18 protein-coding genes are annotated in these 17913 nt (G+C 59.9%); 11 read left to right on the top strand and 7 right to left on the bottom strand.

Translation table 11 applies throughout. The features are described from left to right. Nucleotides 1–8 precede the first annotated feature (8 nt). Nucleotides 9–932 (top strand): carbon-nitrogen hydrolase family protein, encoded by a 924-nt coding sequence (locus KW848_RS02355; RefSeq protein WP_218535254.1) that lies wholly within the window; start codon nucleotides 9–11, stop codon nucleotides 930–932. Between the two features lie 156 nt (nucleotides 933–1088). Here KW848_RS02355 and KW848_RS02350 read toward each other — a convergent pair whose 3' ends face one another. The 3 genes from KW848_RS02350 to KW848_RS02340 all read right to left on the bottom strand — a co-directional run bounded on the left by KW848_RS02350 (nucleotide 1089) and on the right by KW848_RS02340 (nucleotide 4194). After that, nucleotides 1089–1562, bottom strand: coding sequence for an LEA type 2 family protein (locus KW848_RS02350; protein WP_218535252.1), 474 nt, complete (start codon nucleotides 1560–1562; stop codon nucleotides 1089–1091). Nucleotides 1563–1619: 57 nt separating this feature from the next. Then, entirely contained in the window at nucleotides 1620–3092 is a 1473-nt protein-coding gene (locus tag KW848_RS02345) for a nucleobase:cation symporter-2 family protein (RefSeq protein ID WP_218535250.1), read from the bottom strand. A 208-nt stretch (nucleotides 3093–3300) separates the two neighbouring features. Beyond that, on the bottom strand, nucleotides 3301–4194 hold the full coding sequence (locus KW848_RS02340) for a LysR family transcriptional regulator (protein ID WP_218535248.1): 894 nt from the start codon (nucleotides 4192–4194) through the stop codon (nucleotides 3301–3303). A 102-nt stretch (nucleotides 4195–4296) separates the two neighbouring features. On the opposite strand from KW848_RS02340, the gene KW848_RS02335 reads away from it, so the two are divergent. Both KW848_RS02335 and speB read left to right on the top strand, forming a co-directional pair. Beyond that, nucleotides 4297–5388, top strand: coding sequence for a polyamine ABC transporter substrate-binding protein (locus tag KW848_RS02335; protein WP_218535246.1), 1092 nt, complete (start codon nucleotides 4297–4299; stop codon nucleotides 5386–5388). A gap of 21 nt (nucleotides 5389–5409) precedes the next feature. Beyond that, nucleotides 5410–6369, top strand: coding sequence for an agmatinase (gene speB / locus KW848_RS02330; protein ID WP_192408383.1), 960 nt, complete (start codon nucleotides 5410–5412; stop codon nucleotides 6367–6369). 115 nt (nucleotides 6370–6484) lie between these two features. On the opposite strand, the gene KW848_RS02325 is transcribed toward speB, so the two are convergent. Continuing rightward, nucleotides 6485–7537 carry an aldo/keto reductase gene (locus KW848_RS02325; RefSeq protein WP_218535244.1) on the bottom strand — a complete coding sequence of 351 codons (1053 nt, stop codon included), beginning with the start codon at nucleotides 7535–7537 and terminating at the stop codon, nucleotides 6485–6487. Nucleotides 7538–7740: 203 nt separating this feature from the next. Here KW848_RS02325 and KW848_RS02320 point away from each other — a divergent pair, with 203 nt between their 5' ends. The 5 genes from KW848_RS02320 (at nucleotide 7741) to KW848_RS02300 (ending at nucleotide 11266) form a co-directional block, all read left to right on the top strand. After that, nucleotides 7741–8457 (top strand): YafY family protein, encoded by a 717-nt coding sequence (locus tag KW848_RS02320; protein WP_218535242.1) that lies wholly within the window; start codon nucleotides 7741–7743, stop codon nucleotides 8455–8457. A 52-nt stretch (nucleotides 8458–8509) separates the two neighbouring features. Continuing rightward, nucleotides 8510–8851 carry a nuclear transport factor 2 family protein gene (locus tag KW848_RS02315; RefSeq protein WP_111450055.1) on the top strand — a complete coding sequence of 114 codons (342 nt, stop codon included), beginning with the start codon at nucleotides 8510–8512 and terminating at the stop codon, nucleotides 8849–8851. Between the two features lie 93 nt (nucleotides 8852–8944). Then, complete coding sequence (zapE, locus tag KW848_RS02310) at nucleotides 8945–10063, top strand: cell division protein ZapE (RefSeq protein ID WP_218535240.1); 1119 nt, start codon at nucleotides 8945–8947, stop codon at nucleotides 10061–10063. 16 nt (nucleotides 10064–10079) lie between these two features. Next, nucleotides 10080–10661: a DinB family protein gene (locus KW848_RS02305; protein WP_218535238.1), complete on the top strand. Its 582-nt coding sequence runs from the start codon at nucleotides 10080–10082 to the stop codon at nucleotides 10659–10661. A 113-nt stretch (nucleotides 10662–10774) separates the two neighbouring features. Further along, nucleotides 10775–11266 (top strand): GNAT family N-acetyltransferase, encoded by a 492-nt coding sequence (locus tag KW848_RS02300; protein ID WP_111450052.1) that lies wholly within the window; start codon nucleotides 10775–10777, stop codon nucleotides 11264–11266. A gap of 48 nt (nucleotides 11267–11314) precedes the next feature. Here KW848_RS02300 and KW848_RS02295 read toward each other — a convergent pair whose 3' ends face one another. From KW848_RS02295 to KW848_RS02285, 3 genes are all read right to left on the bottom strand, one after another. Beyond that, a complete protein-coding gene (locus KW848_RS02295; protein ID WP_218535232.1) occupies nucleotides 11315–11518 on the bottom strand; it encodes a hypothetical protein in 204 nt (67 codons plus the stop codon). Between the two features lie 93 nt (nucleotides 11519–11611). Next, a complete protein-coding gene (locus KW848_RS02290; RefSeq protein ID WP_218535230.1) occupies nucleotides 11612–13849 on the bottom strand; it encodes a TonB-dependent siderophore receptor in 2238 nt (745 codons plus the stop codon). 177 nt (nucleotides 13850–14026) lie between these two features. Continuing rightward, nucleotides 14027–14209, bottom strand: coding sequence for a DUF6026 family protein (locus KW848_RS02285; protein ID WP_008149922.1), 183 nt, complete (start codon nucleotides 14207–14209; stop codon nucleotides 14027–14029). Nucleotides 14210–14481: 272 nt separating this feature from the next. Between KW848_RS02285 and gnd the strand changes: the two genes are divergently transcribed. From gnd to KW848_RS02270, 3 genes are read left to right on the top strand one after another with little or no spacing between them, the layout of a single operon-like run. Then, a complete protein-coding gene (gnd, locus tag KW848_RS02280) occupies nucleotides 14482–15462 on the top strand; it encodes a phosphogluconate dehydrogenase (NAD(+)-dependent, decarboxylating) (protein WP_046054127.1) in 981 nt (326 codons plus the stop codon). Then, a complete protein-coding gene (zwf, locus tag KW848_RS02275) occupies nucleotides 15459–16982 on the top strand; it encodes a glucose-6-phosphate dehydrogenase (RefSeq protein ID WP_218535228.1) in 1524 nt (507 codons plus the stop codon). The genes gnd and zwf overlap by 4 nt, the downstream gene beginning before the upstream one ends. Next, entirely contained in the window at nucleotides 16979–17800 is an 822-nt protein-coding gene (locus KW848_RS02270) for an HAD family hydrolase (protein ID WP_218535226.1), read from the top strand. The genes zwf and KW848_RS02270 overlap by 4 nt, the downstream gene beginning before the upstream one ends. Nucleotides 17801–17913: the final 113 nt, after the last annotated feature.

The following is a 17913-nucleotide window of genomic DNA, read 5'->3' as shown; positions in this document are numbered from 1 at the left end:
TTACTGCGATGCCCAAGTCAATCGTTGCTGCACTGCAAATCGGCGCCTTGCCCGGTGGCAAGGCCGAGACCCTGGAACAGATCCTTTCTTGGGAAAACGCGATTATCGAATCCGGCGCTGCGCTGGTGGTCATGCCCGAAGCGTTGCTCGGCGGTTACCCCAAAGGCGAGGGCTTTGGCACTCAGCTGGGTTATCGCCTGCCGGAAGGGCGTGAAGCCTTTGCCCGGTACTTTGCCAATGCGATCGACGTGCCCGGCGCGGAAACCGAAGCGTTGGCCGGGTTATCGGTGCGCACCGGCGCCAATCTGGTGATCGGTGTCATCGAACGCGCCGGCAGCACCTTGTTCTGCACTGCGTTGTATTTCGATCCGCAGGCCGGGCTGGTCGCCAAGCACCGCAAACTGATGCCCACCGGCACCGAACGGTTGATCTGGGGCAAAGGCGATGGCTCGACGTTACCGGTGATCGACAGTCAGGTCGGGCGGATCGGTGCGGTGATTTGCTGGGAAAACATGATGCCGCTGCTGCGCACCGCGATGTACGCCAAAGGCGTGGAGGTCTGGTGCGCGCCAACCGTGGATGAGCGGGAAATGTGGCAGGTCAGCATGCGCCATATCGCCCATGAAGGACGCTGCTTTGTGGTCAGCGCCTGTCAGGTTCAGGATTCACCGCACGCCTTGGGCGTGGAGATCGCCAACTGGCCGGCGGACCGCCCATTGATTGCCGGTGGCAGTGTGATCGTCGGGCCGATGGGCGACATTCTGGCGGGGCCGCTGCGTGACAGCGCCGGTTTGCTCACCGCAGAAATCGACACTGATGACCTGATCCGCGCCCGTTACGACTACGACGTGGTCGGGCACTACGCGCGCCCGGACGTGTTTGAGCTAACGGTGGATGAGCGGGCCAAACCTGGCGTGCGTTTCAACACATAACCCATGTGGGAGCGGGCTTGCTCGCGAAGGGGCCATAACATTCAACATCTATGCTGGATGTGCCGGCCTCTTCGCGAGCAAGCCCGCTCCCACATTTGATTTGTGGCGTCCACACCTGTTGTGTTCATGAATAGAGTTCGCTCCTTGAGTCGTGATTTACCAGGTGCCGGTCGTCGACGTTGGCAGGCTGAGTTTTCCAGTGTCCACGAAACGCAGGGTGCCGAACACGCCGCCCGCGAGTTTGCCGTGCAGGACGTAGGGCAGGTTGTCGAGGGTTTGGGTTTTGCTCAGACCCAGGGTCTGGCGCAGCACCGAGAACGCCGAAACACTCACCGGAACGGTCAGCACGGTTTCGGAAAAACGTGCAATCGAGCCCGATTGATCGCTGACGCCGGAGGCGAGTGGCTGGCCGTTGACTTCCAGGTCCAGGGCGACGCCGTTGTAATTGATGGTGGTCTCGTTGGGATTTTGCACGCGTATTTTCACGGCAAAGCGTACTTCCATGTCCTGGCTTTGCAACGGCTCGATACCGACGACATTGATGTTCAGTGGGTCGCGATTGGGCAGCAGGGCGCAGGCGCTCAGGGAGAGCAAAAACAGGAAAAGGACAACGGCGTGGACACTGCGCATGAACGTGCTCTCTTAAAGAAAAGGCCAAACCACCAGTGGCTCGGCCTCGAGCATTTTCTAGCGGTTCAAGGGTGCGACAGCGGCAGGCGAGACGGGTTCACCCTTGGCCGGGACATCCGGGTTTTCCATGACCCGCAGGATCGAGGCTTCCGGATCGAAGTCATCTTCATCCAGCTCGATGAATTCCTCGGGCAGGAAGATGTTGAGCACGATTGCGCACAACGCGCCGACGGTGATCGGCGATTCGAAGATGTTGTGCAGCGCCTTCGGCAACTCGCGCAGCACTTCCGGCACCGCCGCGACACCCAGGCCCATGCCGAGGGAAATCGACACGATCAGCATGTTGCGTCGATGCAGGCCGGCTTCGGCGAGGATCTTGATCCCGGCGACGGCGACGGTGCCGAACATCACCAGTTCAGCGCCACCGAGTACCGGTTTGGGCATCAGTTGCAGCACCGCGCCGATCATCGGGAACAACCCCAGCACCACCAACAAACCGGCAATGAAGAACGCCACGTAGCGGCTGGCCACGCCGGTGAGCTGAATCACGCCGTTGTTCTGGGCGAAGGTCACCATCGGCATGCTGTTGAACACGGCGGCCATGGCCGAGTTGAGGCCGTCGGCGAGCAGGCCGGACTTGATCCGGCGGATGTAGATCGGGCCTTTGACGGGCTGCCGGGAAATCATCGAGTTGGCGGTCAAGTCACCGGCGGCTTCCAGCGGTGACACCAGGAAAATCACCGCCACTGGCACAAACGCCACCCAATCGAAGTTAAAGCCGTACTTGAACGGCACCGGCACGCTCATCAGGGGGACTTCGGGCAGGCTGGCGAAATTGACGTCACCCATCAGCCAGGCCACGAGATAGCCGAGGGTCAGGCCGATGACAATCGCACCGAGGCGCAGGAACGGCACATCGACCCGGTTCAACACCACAATCGTTCCGAGCACCAAGGCTGCCAGGACCAGGTGACTGGCCGCGCCGAGGTCCGCCGCACCGAAGCCGCCGGCGATGTCGGTCATGGCGACTTTGATCAGCGACAGGCCCATCAGCGTGATGATCGTGCCGGTCACCACCGGGGTGATCAGCATCCGTAATTTACCGATGAACTGGCTCAACACCACTTCGATGAAGGCAGCGAAAAAGCACACACCGAAGATGGTCGACAGGATCTCATCGGTGCCGCCACCCCGGGCCTTGACCATGAAACCGGCACTGAGAATCACGCTGATGAATGAGAAGCTGGTGCCTTGCAGACACAGCAGGCCGGAACCGATCGGGCCGAAACGTCGTGCCTGAACAAACGTGCCCAGCCCCGAAACGAACAGCGCCATGCTGATCAGGTATGGCACTTCGCTTTGCAGGCCGAGGGCGCCGCCCATGATCAGGGTCGGGGTGATGATACCGACGAAACTGGCGAGCACGTGTTGCAGGGCGGCGAAGACGGTGGCGGTCAGGTGCGGGCGATCGTCGAGGCCGTAGATCAGGTCGTTATTGCGCGGGGCAGGGGCTTTTTCAGAGGCGGTCATGGTGGTGTGCATGCCAGAAGGCGGGCCGGGTCAAAAATGGAGGCGCAGGATGCCAGAAAGACTATTTTGTGGCGAGCGATGAGCCACATACCCAGCACGATCCTGTGGGAGCGGGCTTGCTCGCGAAGGCGGCGTATCAGTCGATATCAATGTTGGATATGCCGGCCCCTTCGCGAGCAAGCCCGCTCCCACAGGATCCTCGCAGGATTCAAGTGAACGCCGCCAACAAATCCTCTTCAAAAGCTTTCTGTGCATCCCCCGGCACCTGGGCGCGATGGCGGGCCAGATGAAACGCCACGTCGAAACTCATATCGTCACGGCGCACGGCGCTCAGCAATCCTTTGTCTTCCCAGCTGCGGGCAAAGTGTTCGGGTAAATAACCGACATGCTTGCCAGAGAGAATGAAGGCGAGGGTGCCTTCGACTTGCTCCGAGCGCGCCGAACACCTCTTCCCCTGGAAGGGCTCGTCGCTGCGCAGGAAGCGGTAAGGGTGATCGACCCGATCGCAAGCCTGTAGCGCTTGATCGTCAGGCGCATCATGGGTGAACAACGGATGGCCGGCGGCGCAATACAGGTGCTGGGTTTCGGTAAACAGTTCGCGGTAGTCAAAAGCGCTTTGCACTTGTGAGAAATAGCCGATCGCCAGGTCCAGTCGTTGTTGCAGCAGCAACCGTTCCATTTCGCCGGGCATGGCGCTGATCAATTCGATGCGGACTGATTCGTCCCGTTCACGAAAGCGCCGAATCGCATCGGCCACCCGTTGCAACACGGATTGATCGAGCGCTTCGGAGAGCCCCAAACGAACCTCGCCAATCAAGCGCCCGGCCACACCATTGGATTGATGACGGAAGGCTTCGATGGACTCGAACAGGCTGCGAGTCGCACTCAGCAGTTGTTCGCCCTTGGGCGTGATCTTGAAACCACCCTTGCCGCGACTGCACAGGCGATAGCCGAGCCGGGTTTCCAGTTTGGCCATTTGCTGGCTGATGCTCGACTGGCTCAAGCCCAACTCCCCCTGAGCCGCGCTGAAACCGCCGCACTCCACCACGTTGACGAACAGGCGAAGCAGTTGCAGATCGAGCTCGTGGAGCTGGCTGAGCATCAAACATTACTCCTGGATAAAGTCAGGATAACTAACTTGGTATTTTTGCAATGTATCCGACGACGCATTCTGCATCCACTTCATCTGCTCAGGTGTTCCGTCATGGCTCCCACGTTCAAGCTGTGTTTACCCGCGCTGTTCCTCGCCATGGCCGTATCAGCCCAGGCCGAGGAAAAAGTCCTGAATCTCTACAGTTGGTCCGATTACGTAGCGCCTGAAACCTTGCAGCGGTTCGAGCAGGAAACCGGCATCCACGTGCGCTACGACACCTTCGATTCCTCGGAGGTGCTCGAAACCAAGTTGCTCACCGGGGGCAGCGGTTATGACGTGGTCGTGCCGTCGTCCAGTGTGCTGGCCCGTGGCTTGGCCGCCGGTGCGTTGAAAGAGATTCCCCACGAAAGCCTCAAGGGTTACGCCAACCTCGATCCGGATTTGCTGGAAAAACTCGCCGCCGTCGACCCCGGCAACCGCTATGGCGTGCCCTACACCTGGGGCACCCTGGGCCTGGGGATGAATGTCGAAGCGGTGAAACAGCGCTTGCCGAATGTGCCGCTCAATAGCCTCGATTTGCTGTTCAAGCCTGAGTACGCCAGCAAACTGAAGGACTGCGGCATTGCCATTCTCGATTCGCCCCAGGAAGTAGTCGGACTGGCGCTGCATTACCTGGGTAAAAATCCCTACAGCACCGACAAGGCTGATCTGTCAGCTGCCGATGCGTTGTTGCATCAGCTGCAACCCAATGTGCTGTACGTCGCGACCGGTCGGCAGATCAGCGATCTGGCCAACGGCAGTGTATGCCTGGCGTTGACCTACAACGGTGACGCCAGCATGGCCGCCGATCAGGCACGCAAGGCCAACAAGCCGTTCGAAGTGGCGTACCGGATTCCGAAAGAGGGCACGCTGGTCTGGCAGGACAACCTGGCGATCCCCAAGGACGCGCCTCACCCCGAAGCGGCCCGCGCCTTTATCGAGTTCATGTTGCGCCCGGACTCCGTCGCGGCGCTGACCAACACACTGTTCTTTGCCACGGCCAACCAGGCTGCAACGCCGCTGGTGGATGAGTCGGTGCGCACCGACCCGGACATTTACCCACCCGCCGACGTTCGCGGTTTGCTGTACGCCGACCGCAGCATGAGCCTCAAGGACCTGCGCCAACGCACTCGCTTGTGGACCACTTTCCGTAGCCGCCAATAAGCCAATAACAAGGAGTACCTGATGGACGTCCCGATGCAAAACGATCAGGCCATGACCCGCGACAGCCTCTACGGCACTGCCGCCGAAAGTACCTACGCCGGTATCACCAGTTTCATGCGTCGTCGCTACAGTCGCGACTTGCGCGGCGTCGACGTAGCGGTCAGCGGTGTCCCGTTCGACACCGCCACCAGCAACCGCCCCGGTGCGCGTTTCGGACCACGGGGCATTCGTGCCGCGTCCACCGGAATTGCCTGGGAACGCCATTGGCCATGGGCCTTCGACCCGTTCGATCATCTGGCAGTCATCGACTACGGCGATTGCGATTTCGATTACGGCACACCGCAGTCGGTGCCGGAAAGCATCGAAGCCCATGCCGAACACATTCTCAACGCCGGTAGCGCGATGCTGACGTTCGGCGGGGATCACTTCATCACGTATCCGCTGCTCAAGGCCCATGCGCGTAAACATGGTCCGCTGTCGTTGATCCACTTCGACGCCCACAGCGACACCTGGCCGGACGAAGACGGCAAACGCGTCGATCACGGCACGATGTTCTGGCACGCGGCCAAGGAAGGGTTGGTGGATCCTTCGCGTTCGGTGCAGATCGGTTTGCGCACCACCAATGACGATCACCAGGGCTTTCAAGTGCTGGATGCGCGGCAAGTGCATCGACGCGGTGTTGATGCGATTGTCGAGGCCATTCGGGCGCGGGTCGGTGATCACCCGGTGTACCTGACGTTCGACATTGATTGCCTTGATCCGGCTTTCGCTCCAGGCACCGGAACGCCGGTGTGCGGTGGCCTGAGCACGGTGCAGGCGCTGGAGATCCTGGGTGGCTTGCGCGGGATCAATCTGGTGGGAATGGACGTCGTGGAAGTGGCGCCGGCCTACGACAGTGCGGACATTACCTCACTGGCGGCGGCGACGTTGGCGATGGAAATGCTGTGTTTGTATGCGGCTAAACACAAAGTCGACAGGTAACACACGGTCAAAATGTGGGAGCGGGCTTGCTCGCGAAGGGGCCGTGTCAGCCAATATTTATATCAACTGACACACCGCTTTCGCGAGCAAGCCCGCTCCCACATTTTGAACTGTGTCAGGCCACTGGGATGATCGGCAGGTCCAGTGTTTCCGTCCCGGTAAATCGCGCCATCGACCCGGCAATGGATTCATGGGGCACGCCCATCGCCACACCACTGACCCCATCAAGCCGCGACAACTGTTCAGCACTCAATTGCACATTCAACGCCCCCAGCGTCGCATCCAATTGTTCACGGGTGCGCGAGCCGAGAATCGGAATCAGCGCCGTAGTCGAACGCTTGGCTTTTTCCCGCAGCCAGGCAATGGCCACGTGCGTGGGGCTGGCGCCCAGTTCTGCTGCGACGGCTAGCAAAGTGTCGAGGAGGGCGGTTTCACGGGCGCTTTTCTCTGCGTGGATCAGCATGCCGAGTTTGGCGGCGCGGTTGTCGCCATCGTTGGTGCGGTACTTGCCGGTGAGGAACCCGCCACCCAACGGTGACCATAACGTAGTGGCCAGGCCCAAGGCTTCGGCCATCGGCAGTTGTTCACGTTCGGCGGTGCGTTCGGCGAGGCTGTATTCCACCTGAATCGCCGCGATCGGCGAGAACCCGCGAATCTCGGCCAGCAAATCGGCCCGGGCGATACGCCACGCCGGGAAGTTCGACAGCCCGGCGTAATGAATCTTGCCGGCGCGCACCAGATCGTCGAAACCGCGCAGGATTTCTTCCATGGGCGTCACGCCATCGCTCATGTGGGCCCAGAACAGGTCGATGTGGTCGGTGTTGAGTCGTTTCAGGCTTTCTTCCACGGCGCGAATCATGTTCTTGCGGTTGTTGCCGGTGTGGGAAATGCCCGCAGCCGGCGTGGTCCCCAGGGTGTATTTGGTGGCGATGACCAGGCGATCCCGTTCCGCTGCAATGAACTCGCCGAGCATGGTTTCCGACTGGCCCGCCTGATAGCCGTTGGCGGTGTCGATGAAATTGCCGCCGGCCTCCAGGTAGCCATCAAAGATGCGTTTGGCTTCGTCGCGCTCGGCGCCGTGACCCCAACCGGTGCCGAAATTGCCGGCGCCCAGCGCCAGTTCCGAGACCCGCAAGCCGGTTTTACGGCCGAAGACTTTGTAATGCATGGGATGACTCCTGAAGGAAAAGACGTGGGGTCGAATATAAATGTCTGTCGACATGTATTTAATATGATGCGAGTAATATTTACCGTCAAGGCGCTTTTACATTCACAAGAGAAAGGCCGACCACCGGCCTCATGGCTACTGCCACTTTCTGACAGGGTCCTCTGCTAAGCTCCGACAACTTTTACGGACAGAGCCTGCCGATCGTGTCGCGTACCACTCGTTTACTGACCCTGTTGCAAGTGCTGCGTGGCAAAAGTCGTCCGGTGACTGCGGCGACACTTGCCGGCGAATTGGAGATTTCCGAACGCACGCTGTACCGCGACATCGCCGAACTCACCGCCCTTGGCGCGCCAATCTATGGCGAAGCGGGGATCGGTTACGTGTTGCGCAGCGGTTTGTTTCTGCCGCCGTTGATGCTCAACGCCGATGAAACCGAAGCCATCGTGCTGGGGTTGCGTTATGTGGATCAGCGTGGGGATGAGGTGTTGAGCAAGGCTGCGGCGGATGCGCTGGCCAAGATTGCGGCGGTATTGGCGCCTGAAGCACTGGACGCGTTACACAACCCGACGGTGTTGCCGGGACCGCCCGGCTATGGCTTTGCGCCCAACGCCGTGCCACTGAATCTATTTCGCCAGGCCATCCGCGATCAGGCCAAGCTGCACATCGATTACGCGGACGCCAACCAGGTGCCGAGTCAGCGGCTGATCTGGCCGCTGGCCCTGGGGTTTCTGAACGAGGTGCGGATCATCGTCGCCTGGTGTGAATTACGCAGCGCCTATCGCACCTTTCGCACCGACCGGATCTCGGCAGCGAACGAGCAGGGCGAGCGTTATCCGGGGCGGCGCAGCGACCTGTTGCGCACCTGGCGCACACAGATGCAACTGGACGAAGCAGGGCGCTTCACTCCTGACAAGAACTGACACAGGCTTGTTTTAGCATGGCTCCAGAATCAACAAACAAGGAGCCGTAACCATGTCCAATATCGCCTCTTCACTGGCACCCGCCATCGCCGCCTACATTGCAGCCGCCAATGCCCGCGACACCTCACGGGTGGCCAGTTTTTTCGCTGAGGATGCCAACGTGTTCGATGAAGGCCAGCACCAGGTCGGCACCCAGGCCATCGCGCAATGGATGCAAGACACCGCCCAGCGTTACCAGCCACGGGTTGAAGTGCTCGACGTGCAACTGCGCACCGGCAAGGTGCTGGTGCATAACCTGATCTCCGGAACGTTTCCCGGCAGCCCTCTGGAATTGCGCTACATGTTCCGCCTGAATGAACAGGGCAAGATCGCCCGGCTAGACATCTCCCTCTAATCGACAGCGAGATCCCCTGTAGCTGCTGCGTTGTGGCGAGGGGATAAATCCCCTCGCCACAACGCACTGCTACATGGACGTATACTGCCGCGCATGAATGTCGACTCCCCCTTAAGCGCCTGGCAACAGGCCATCGAACAGAAGGGCTTCGTCCAGGACGAAGCCCAGGAACATGCCGTGTGGGCGCTGCAGAAATGCTATGAGGCGCTGCATGAAGGGCGCACGCCGATCACTGGCGTGTACCTCTGGGGCCCGGTCGGGCGCGGCAAGACCTGGTTGATGGACCAGTTTTATCAAAGCCTGAAGGTCCCGGCCCGCCGCCAACATTTCCACCACTTCATGGGCTGGGTGCATCAGCGTTCGTTTCAACTGACCGGCACCGCCGACCCGTTGAAGGCGCTGGCTCGCGAACTGAGCGAGGAAGTGCGGGTCCTGTGTTTTGACGAATTGTTCGTCAACGACATTGGCGACGCGATCATTCTCGGGCGTTTGTTTCAGGTGATGTTCGAGCAGGGCGTGGTGGTGGTCTGCACCTCCAATCAGCCACCGGACCAGCTGTACGCCGATGGCTTCAACCGCGACCGGTTCGTGCCCGCCATCGAGGCCATCAAGAAACATATGCAGGTGATTGCGGTGGATGGCGGCGAAGATCATCGCCTGCACCCAGGCAAAGGTTTGCAACGTTACTGGGTGGCGGCACCGGGGCAACCCAGCGCGCTGGGTGAAGTGTTCAAGGCACTTAGCGTCGGCCAATCGGTGTCGAGTGCCCCGATCAAGGTGGGCTACCGCTCACTCAATGTCGTGCAGGCCAGTCCAACCGTACTCTGGACTCGTTACGCCGATCTCTGTGAACAGCCGTTTGCCGCCATGGATTTCATCGCCCTGTGCGACACCTTCAGCGCTATTCTGTTGAGTGACGTGCCCAACCTCAGCGCGCAAAAGCGCGAAGGGCGCATCGCCCGAGGCACTGAAGATGGCGTCGAGCGGGTGGTGGCGGGCGATCGCGAGCTGCCGCAATTGTCGGTGCATGACGACGGTGTACGGCGTTTCATCGCCCTGGTGGACGAGTGCTACGACCGCAAAGTGCCGCTGTGCCTCGAAGCGCAGGTGCCCATGGAATCGTTGTACACCGAGGGTTATCTGGAGTTTCCGTTCCGCCGCACCCTCAGCCGTTTACAGGAAATGCAGCTGCAACGTTTCGCCGAAGCTTGAACAAGGAGCCGCGAACATGAATCAGCCTCTGTCGCACCATTTGCTGACCATGGCCTATCAAAACGCCTGGGCCAATCATCGCCTCGCCAAGGCCTGGAGCCAGTTGAGCCCGACCGATCTGGCGGCACCGCGGGTCAGCTTCTTTCCCAGTCTGCGCGCGACCCTCAATCACATCCTGACCTGCGACTGGTTTTACGTGGATGCGCTGGAGCGGGAGTTGCGCGGCGATGACCCGCATCCCGAGTGCTACGTGTTTTTCAATCTGGATGAGCCGTTTACACAAGCGGTAGACCTCAAGCGCGAACAAGCGCTGGTGGACCGTCGACTGATCGCCTACTGCGAGCAAATGCGCGATGCAGACCTGGGGAAGATCGTGACCATCGCCAGGGACACGCCGCAACATGACAGTCGCTTGCGTCTGCTGTCCCATTTGTTCGAGCACCAGATTCATCATCGCGGGCAAGTTCACGCCATACTCAGCGGCACCTCGGTCAAACCACCGCAACTGGACGAGTTTTTCTGTGCTGGCGAGTCAGGCCTGAGGGCCGAGGATTTTGCCGAGCTGGGGTGGACCGAGGCGCTGATCTGGGGCGCTTGAGCGAAAAATTACATCAGGACCCGGTTGTCGACACGACTGTGCTCGCGATATTGTCGGGCGGCCTTTCAGTGCGAGATGCACTGGGGCAACTTAATGTGTGAACGAGGGTGGAAATGGAATCCGCAGAAATTCTTGTGCTTCAGGCCAGTTACACCAATCCGGTGCATGCCGAGGCGATTGGGCTGGTGTTGAATGCTTACGCCGAAGACCCGATGGGTGGCGGCCACTCGTTGCCCGCCGACTTATTGAAGCAACTGCCGGCGGAACTGGCCAAGCGTCCCCACGCGTTCAGCGTTCTGGCGTTTGTCGGTGGCGAGCCGGCCGGGTTGGTCAATTGCTTTGAAGGTTTCTCGACTTTCGCCTGTCGGCCATTGGTCAATGTGCACGATGTGGCGGTGGTGAAGAAGTTTCGCGGCTTGGGGTTGAGCCAGAAGATGCTGCAAAAGGTCGAGGACATCGCTCGCCAGCGCGGCTGCTGCAAAATCACGCTAGAGGTACTGGAAGGTAATGCAATCGCCCAGGCTTCCTATGGCAAGTTCGGTTTTGCTGCAGGCATGTTCGACCCGGCGCACGGTCGGATGCTGTTCTGGACCAAGGCGCTTTAAGGTCATACGAGCAATGAAAAAGGGCGTCCATCAGGACGCCCTTTGTCGTTACGGTTTGTAGTGCTCTGTCACTTGCGCGGTTTGATCACTCGGAACCCTGAGTTCAGCGGTGCTGGCGTGACTTTGATTCGCCGCTTGGCTGAACCGCAGGCTCTCAAAGTAGTACCGCATGCGTTCAGCGCCACCTTCGGCGAATGCAGCGGTTGAACTGATCAGCATCAGGCCGGCGAGGATCATGGTTGTACGTTTCATGGTGTGCCCCACTACGAGTTGTCGGGTCCTTTCGTCCATGAAGCAATGTCGAAAAGACATTATCCGCCGATTCCGTCAAATGGGAACCTGCGCCTAGAGCTTCCAGTCCAGGCTCAGGGTCACGGTGTGCGGGTCACCCCAAAACGCACCGTTATAGAACCCGACATTGTCGTAATACTTCTTGTCGAACAGGTTATCGACGTTCAGCGAGGCGGACAGGTGCTTGTCGAACTCATACCGCGACATCAGCTTGACCACGGTGTAGGCCTCTTGCCGGATATTGCTCCTTTCGGTGATCACCGCACCGTCGGCACTACGTCTCACCGGGCGACTGGCGGCGCGGAACACATCGCTTTGCCAGTTCACTGCGCCACCCACGGTCAGGGCCTGCCAGTCGCCGGGCAGACGATAGGCCGTGGAGAGCCGGAACATATTCAACGGCTGGTTGGTATTGGCGCGTTTCTTTTCGCCATTGGCCGCGTGGGTGTAGGTGTAGCCGGCCGTCATGTTCCAGCCGGCCATGACCTCGCCCGAGACCTCGGCTTCGAAGCCCTGAACCTTGTTGCCTTTACCGCCTGACTTGAAGAACTCCTCACCGGTGACCGGGTCCGGTGGCACCGAATCGTCGAGCTCGGCAACGTTGTCCTGTTTGCTCCAGAACAGCGCCGTGGCGAGATTCAGACGTTCTTCCAGCAGGCTGCCCTTGAGCCCCAGTTCATAGTTGCTGCCCACCACCGGTTCGAGGTATTTGCGATGGCTGTCGCGGTTGTCTTGCGGCTTGAAGATGTCGGTGTAGCTGACGTACGCGGTGTATTCGGGGGTGAGGTCGTAGAGGAGCCCGGCGTAGGGCGTCCACATGTCGTTGTGTTCCTGGCTTGTGGCATCGACGCTGCTCAGTTGCAGGTTGTTGTCGTACTTGTTGGTCTTGCTCGACACCTTCCAGCTCCCATAACGACTGCCGAGTACGGCGTGCAGGTCATCCGTCAGGCTCAGGCGAGTGGCCAGGTAACCGGCCTTCTGGCGGGTGCTGTCTTTTGAACCTGAAAGGCGGGTGACCGTGTCGGGAAACCTGGCGATGTCGCCCATGTATTTCCAGTCGCGGATGTTTTCATAATCCGCCGCCCTGGGGCCGTCCACCATATGGGGGGAATCTTCCCGGCGCTCGGCCTCGCCGTAGCCGATCATCATTTCGTGTTCCCGTCCGAACAGCGAGTAAGGGCCCGCCACGTTGAAGTCATAAGCCTTCATTTTTTGCGTACTGAGCATGTGGCTGACGTTGGCGCTCATGCCACTGCGATCAGCTTCAGGGAAGCCTGCGCCGCCGTAGTAGATCTTGCCGTCGGTGTCGCTCTCGCGATGGGTGTAGGCGGCCTTGGCCTGCCACCCGGCACCCAATTGGTGTTCCAGCGTGGCGAACGCGGTTTTGTCCTTGAGCGGCCAGGAACTCCAGGAAGTGGCCATGTTGGTCGAGCGTCCGAGGTTGGCCTTGCCACCGTCAGCGTTCCAGTACGGCACCGTGCCCCAGGACGTGCCGTGGACATGTTTGTTCTGATAGTCGTAACCCACGGCCAACACGGTGTCATCGGTCAGGTCGGCTTCGAGAATCCCGTAACCGACCTCCCGTTGTTGCTGGTACTTGTCGCGGAACGAATCGCTGTCGCGATAGGCCAGCACGCTGCGTCCGCGCAAGCGGCCGTCGAACGCCAGCGGACCGCCGACATCCAGGTAACTGTAGTAGTCGTCATAACTGCCGCCGCTGACCCCGGTCTGGACTTGCCACTGCGACGTCGGCCGTTTACGCACCATGTTGATGGTGGCGGAAGGGTCGCCCGCGCCAGTGGTCAGGCCGGTGGCACCGCGAACAACTTCGATACGGTCGTAGATAATGGTGTCGGAATCGGACTTCATGTAGGTGAAGGTGTTCAGCATGCCGTCGATCTGGAAATTGCTGATCGAGTATCCCCGGGACGAATAGCTGACCCGGTCCGAATCGTTGTGCTGAACCACCACGCCGGTGGTCTGGCTCATGGCTTCGGACAGCGTGCCGAGTTTGAAATCGTCCATTTGCTGACGCGTGACCACGGACACCGATTGCGGCGTTTCCTTGATCGACAGGTTCAAGCGCGTCGCAGTGCTCATGGCGCCCGTGGTGTACGACTCGGTGTTTTCGGTAGTGCTGCCCAAACCTTGGGCGGTGACATGGGTGGCGCCCAGCTCGAGGGTGCGGCCGGGTTCTTGATCAGGGCTGATTTCGGCCAGCAAGTCGGGGCACAGGGCGGTACTGCACAGGCCCAGGGTAAAAGTCATGGAACGGGTGATAGGCGCGAACATCGCGGCCGACTCCTTGTCTTCGAGGGAAAATTTCCGTTTGTTCAAAGACGAAGGGGAGGGACAGGATTTAGCTGCAAACGAGAATAATTATTACTTTCGCGAGTGCCGGGTTTTGTCAAAAAGGGGGGATGGCAGGTCGGAAACAGCAGTGGGCTGCTTCCGAATCAAGCGAGGGGATCAGGCGTGAGGCACACGGTGGGTGACGGGCAAAGGCTGGGCCTGATTGCTTTGTGTCAACAAGCGCAATTGCGCGAGCTCCTGCTTCAACTGGTCACGCTCGTCTTTCAACTGGCGCAATTCATCACGACGAATCGTGACGTAAAGGGTTTGTGCTGGCCGTGCTGCTTGTACTGTGCCCATTGCTCACCTCGCAAATGGCTGCCTCAACTGTAAACCTGCCCCCGCCATCGGGTGCTGACTTACTATCGGCTGCGATTTTGATTTCTTTTGCCCCGGAAGGGAACTTTTTTATTTTTAATGGTCGTTGTGTCTTCGGCGCGATTACCGACGTTATCAATCTGGATCGGGCACAATGCCCGGAAACTATGTGCCAGCGCTCTGGACTAACCCTCATTAGTCGCGTTGGGCTATAACCTTTGACACACATTATTTGTAGTAGGGAGCATCAGAACATGCAACTCGGGATTATTGGACTGGGCCGCATGGGCGGAAATATTGCGCGGCGCCTGATGCTCAACGGGCATACCACCGTTGTTTACGACCGCAATACCGCCTTTGTCGACACCCTGGCCGCAGAAGGCGCCTCCGGCGTCATCGACCTGCCGGCGCTGGTCGCTGGCCTGGCCAAGCCACGTGCGGTGTGGGTCATGCTGCCAGCCGGCGCACCGACCGAAGACACCATCGACACCCTGAGCACCTTGCTCGAAGCGGGCGATACCATCATCGACGGCGGCAACACCTTCTATAAAGACGACATCCGCCGGGCGAAAACCCTCTCGGAGAAAGGCCTGCACTACGTCGACGTCGGTACCTCCGGCGGCGTCTGGGGCCTGGAGCGTGGTTACTGCATGATGATCGGTGGCGAAGCCGAGGTGGTTAAACGCCTTGATCCGCTGTTCGACAGCCTTGCACCAGGGCTGGGCGACATCCCTCGCACCAAGGACCGCAAGTCCGAAGACGATCGCGCCGAGCGCGGTTACATCCACGCAGGCCCGGCGGGTTCGGGCCATTTCGTGAAAATGATCCACAACGGCATCGAATACGGAATGATGCAGGCCTTCGCCGAAGGCTTCGACATCCTCAAGACCAAGGCCAGCACCAACCTGCCGGAAGACCAGCGTTTCGACCTGAACGTAGGCGACATCGCCGAAGTCTGGCGTCGTGGCAGCGTCGTGTCGTCCTGGTTGCTCGACCTGACCGCCGACGCGCTGGCCAGCGATCCGAAACTCGACGGTTACTCCGGGTCGGTCGCTGACAGTGGTGAAGGTCGCTGGACCATCGAAGCCGCCATGGAGCAATCGGTGCCTGTACCGGTGCTGTCGAACTCGCTGTTCTCCCGCTACCGTTCGCGCGGGCAAGGCACCTTTGGCGACAAGATTCTCTCGGCCCAGCGCTTCGGCTTCGGCGGCCACGTGGAGACTTCGAAAAAATGACCCGCTTGATCCGCAATAAATCCAAGGCAGAACCCGCACCACCGACCACGCTGTTTCTGTTCGGTGCCCATGGTGACCTGGTCAAGCGTCTGCTGATGCCGGCGCTGTACAACCTGAGTCGTGACGGTCTGCTTGGGGATGGACTGCGGATCATCGGCGTTGACCATAACGCCATCACCGATGAAGCCTTTGCGAAAAAACTCGAAGACTTCATTCGGGCCGAAGTGGCCGCCAAGGTCGGCAAGGGCGATCAAGCCCTTGATCCGGACTTGTGGGCCAAGTTGGCCAAAGGCATCAGCTACGTCCAGGGCGACTTCCTGGACGACAGCACCTATCAAGCCCTGGCGGCGAAAATCGCCGCCAGCGGCACTGGCAACGCCGTCTTCTACCTGGCCACCGCGCCACGTTTCTTCAGCGAAGTGGTGCGTCGTCTCGGCGCCGCCGGCTTGCTGCAAGAGGCGCCGGAAGCGTTCAGAAGGGTAGTAATCGAAAAACCCTTCGGTTCCGATCTGCCAACGGCCGAAGCCTTGAACGCTTGTTTGCTCAAGGTGATGACGGAAAACCAGATCTACCGGATCGATCACTATCTGGGCAAGGAAACCGTGCAGAACATTTTGATCAGCCGGTTTTCAAACAGCCTGTTCGAAGCGTTCTGGAACAACCACTACATCGACCACGTACAAATCACCGCCGCCGAAACCGTTGGCGTGGAAACCCGTGGCAGTTTCTATGAACACACCGGCGCCTTGCGGGACATGGTGCCCAATCACCTGTTCCAATTGCTGGCGATGGTCGCAATGGAGCCGCCGGCCGCCTTTGGCGCCGATGCGGTGCGCGGCGAGAAAGCCAAGGTGGTCGGCGCGATTCGCCCCTGGTCGGTGGAGGAAGCGCTGGTCAATTCGGTACGCGGCCAATACGCGCCCGGCGAAATCGACGGCAAGCCAATGCCGGGTTATCGCCAGGAAAGCAACGTGGCGCCCGACAGCAATACCGAAACCTACGTCGCGCTGAAAGTCATGATCGACAACTGGCGCTGGGTCGGCGTGCCGTTTTACCTGCGCACCGGCAAGCGCATGAGCGTGCGCGATACCGAGATTGTCATCTGCTTCAAACCAGCGCCGTATGCACAGTTCCGCGATACCGAGGTCGATGAACTGCAACCGACCTATCTGCGCATCCAGATTCAACCCAACGAAGGCATGTGGTTCGACCTGCTGGCCAAACGGCCCGGTCCCGCCTTGAAAATGGCCAATATCGAACTGGGCTTTGCCTACAAGGATTTCTTTGAAATGCAGCCGTCCACCGGCTATGAAACCCTGATCTACGATTGCCTGACCGGCGATCAGACGCTGTTCCAGCGCGCCGACAACATCGAGAATGGCTGGCGCGCCGTACAGCCGTTCCTCGACGCCTGGCAGCAGGACACGAGCGTGCAGAGCTATGCCGCTGGCGAAGACGGCCCACAGGCTGCAGAAGATCTGCTGACTCGCGATGGTCGCGTCTGGCACGGCCTCGGATGAGTGATACAACGTCGCATCCCATCCGTTTTCTGCTCAGTGACATGGACGGCACCTTGTTGTTGCCCGATCACAGTCTCAGCCAACGCACTATCGAAGCGGTCCGTTCCTTGCGCGAGGCGGGCGTGTTGTTCAGCCTGGCCACCGGCCGTCCACCCAAAGCCATGTTGCAGCAGATCGAAGCCCTGGGCGTCGACTTGCCAACGGCTGCCTTCAATGGCGGCACCATCGTCAATCCGGACGGCAGTTTGCTGGTCGCACATTACCTGCCGGCGACGGCTGCGCTGACGGCATTGGCGCTGTTTGCCGACCGGCCGGACATCGAAATCTGGGTGTTCAGTGGTGGCGACTGGTTGCTGAAAGATCCGAACGGCCCAATGGTGCCTCGTGAACAGCACGGCCTGGGTTATCCGCCAGTGGTGGTCGAGAGTTTTGAGCCGTACCTGGAGCGCATCGACAAGATCGTCGCCACCAGCAACAACACGCAATTGTTGATTGAGCTGGAAGCGCTCCTGCTGCCCAAAGTGGAGGGCCAGGCACAGGTCTCCCGTTCACAGCCGATTTATCTGGACGTGACCGCGATGCAAGCCAACAAGGGGGCGGCGCTGGTGACACTGGCCGAATTCCTCGGTGTGCCGCTGGAGCAGACCGCGGCGCTGGGCGATGGCGGCAACGACCCGGCGATGTTTCACCGCGCAGGCTTGTCGATCGCGATGGGGCAGTCAGAAGAGGCGGTGAAGCGCCAGGCGGACGTGGTGACGGGCGCCAACACCGAGGACGGTGCGGCCCAGGCAATCGAGCGCTACATCCTCCCTCGATAACTCATGCAAAACCCCTGTGGGAGCGGGCTTGCTCGCGAAGGCGGTGTGTCAGACAACGTAGATGTTGAATGTCAGACCGCCTTCGCGAGCAAGCCCGCTCCCACATTTTGTTC

Origin of the sequence: Pseudomonas sp. PDM25, assembly GCF_019219045.1 — a bacterium.
Lineage (GTDB): Bacteria > Pseudomonadota > Gammaproteobacteria > Pseudomonadales > Pseudomonadaceae > Aquipseudomonas.
Note: the sequence above shows the minus strand (reverse complement) of the source record. Positions and strands in the feature narration are given on the sequence as shown.

Excerpts from the sequence above, each read along its gene's own strand:
- KW848_RS02355 (WP_218535254.1), top strand. The coding sequence starts at position 9 with ATGCCCAAGTCAATCGTTGCTGCACTGCAAATCGGCGCCTTGCCCGGT.
- KW848_RS02350 (WP_218535252.1), bottom strand. The coding sequence starts at position 1,562 with ATGCGCAGTGTCCACGCCGTTGTCCTTTTCCTGTTTTTGCTCTCCCTG.
- KW848_RS02345 (WP_218535250.1), bottom strand. The coding sequence starts at position 3,092 with ATGACCGCCTCTGAAAAAGCCCCTGCCCCGCGCAATAACGACCTGATC.
- KW848_RS02340 (WP_218535248.1), bottom strand. The coding sequence starts at position 4,194 with ATGCTCAGCCAGCTCCACGAGCTCGATCTGCAACTGCTTCGCCTGTTC.
- KW848_RS02335 (WP_218535246.1), top strand. The coding sequence starts at position 4,297 with ATGGCTCCCACGTTCAAGCTGTGTTTACCCGCGCTGTTCCTCGCCATG.
- speB (WP_192408383.1), top strand. The coding sequence starts at position 5,410 with ATGGACGTCCCGATGCAAAACGATCAGGCCATGACCCGCGACAGCCTC.
- KW848_RS02325 (WP_218535244.1), bottom strand. The coding sequence starts at position 7,537 with ATGCATTACAAAGTCTTCGGCCGTAAAACCGGCTTGCGGGTCTCGGAA.
- KW848_RS02315 (WP_111450055.1), top strand. The coding sequence starts at position 8,510 with ATGTCCAATATCGCCTCTTCACTGGCACCCGCCATCGCCGCCTACATT.
- zapE (WP_218535240.1), top strand. The coding sequence starts at position 8,945 with ATGAATGTCGACTCCCCCTTAAGCGCCTGGCAACAGGCCATCGAACAG.
- KW848_RS02305 (WP_218535238.1), top strand. The coding sequence starts at position 10,080 with ATGAATCAGCCTCTGTCGCACCATTTGCTGACCATGGCCTATCAAAAC.
- KW848_RS02300 (WP_111450052.1), top strand. The coding sequence starts at position 10,775 with ATGGAATCCGCAGAAATTCTTGTGCTTCAGGCCAGTTACACCAATCCG.
- KW848_RS02295 (WP_218535232.1), bottom strand. The coding sequence starts at position 11,518 with ATGAAACGTACAACCATGATCCTCGCCGGCCTGATGCTGATCAGTTCA.
- KW848_RS02290 (WP_218535230.1), bottom strand. The coding sequence starts at position 13,849 with ATGTTCGCGCCTATCACCCGTTCCATGACTTTTACCCTGGGCCTGTGC.
- KW848_RS02285 (WP_008149922.1), bottom strand. The coding sequence starts at position 14,209 with ATGGGCACAGTACAAGCAGCACGGCCAGCACAAACCCTTTACGTCACG.
- gnd (WP_046054127.1), top strand. The coding sequence starts at position 14,482 with ATGCAACTCGGGATTATTGGACTGGGCCGCATGGGCGGAAATATTGCG.
- zwf (WP_218535228.1), top strand. The coding sequence starts at position 15,459 with ATGACCCGCTTGATCCGCAATAAATCCAAGGCAGAACCCGCACCACCG.
- KW848_RS02270 (WP_218535226.1), top strand. The coding sequence starts at position 16,979 with ATGAGTGATACAACGTCGCATCCCATCCGTTTTCTGCTCAGTGACATG.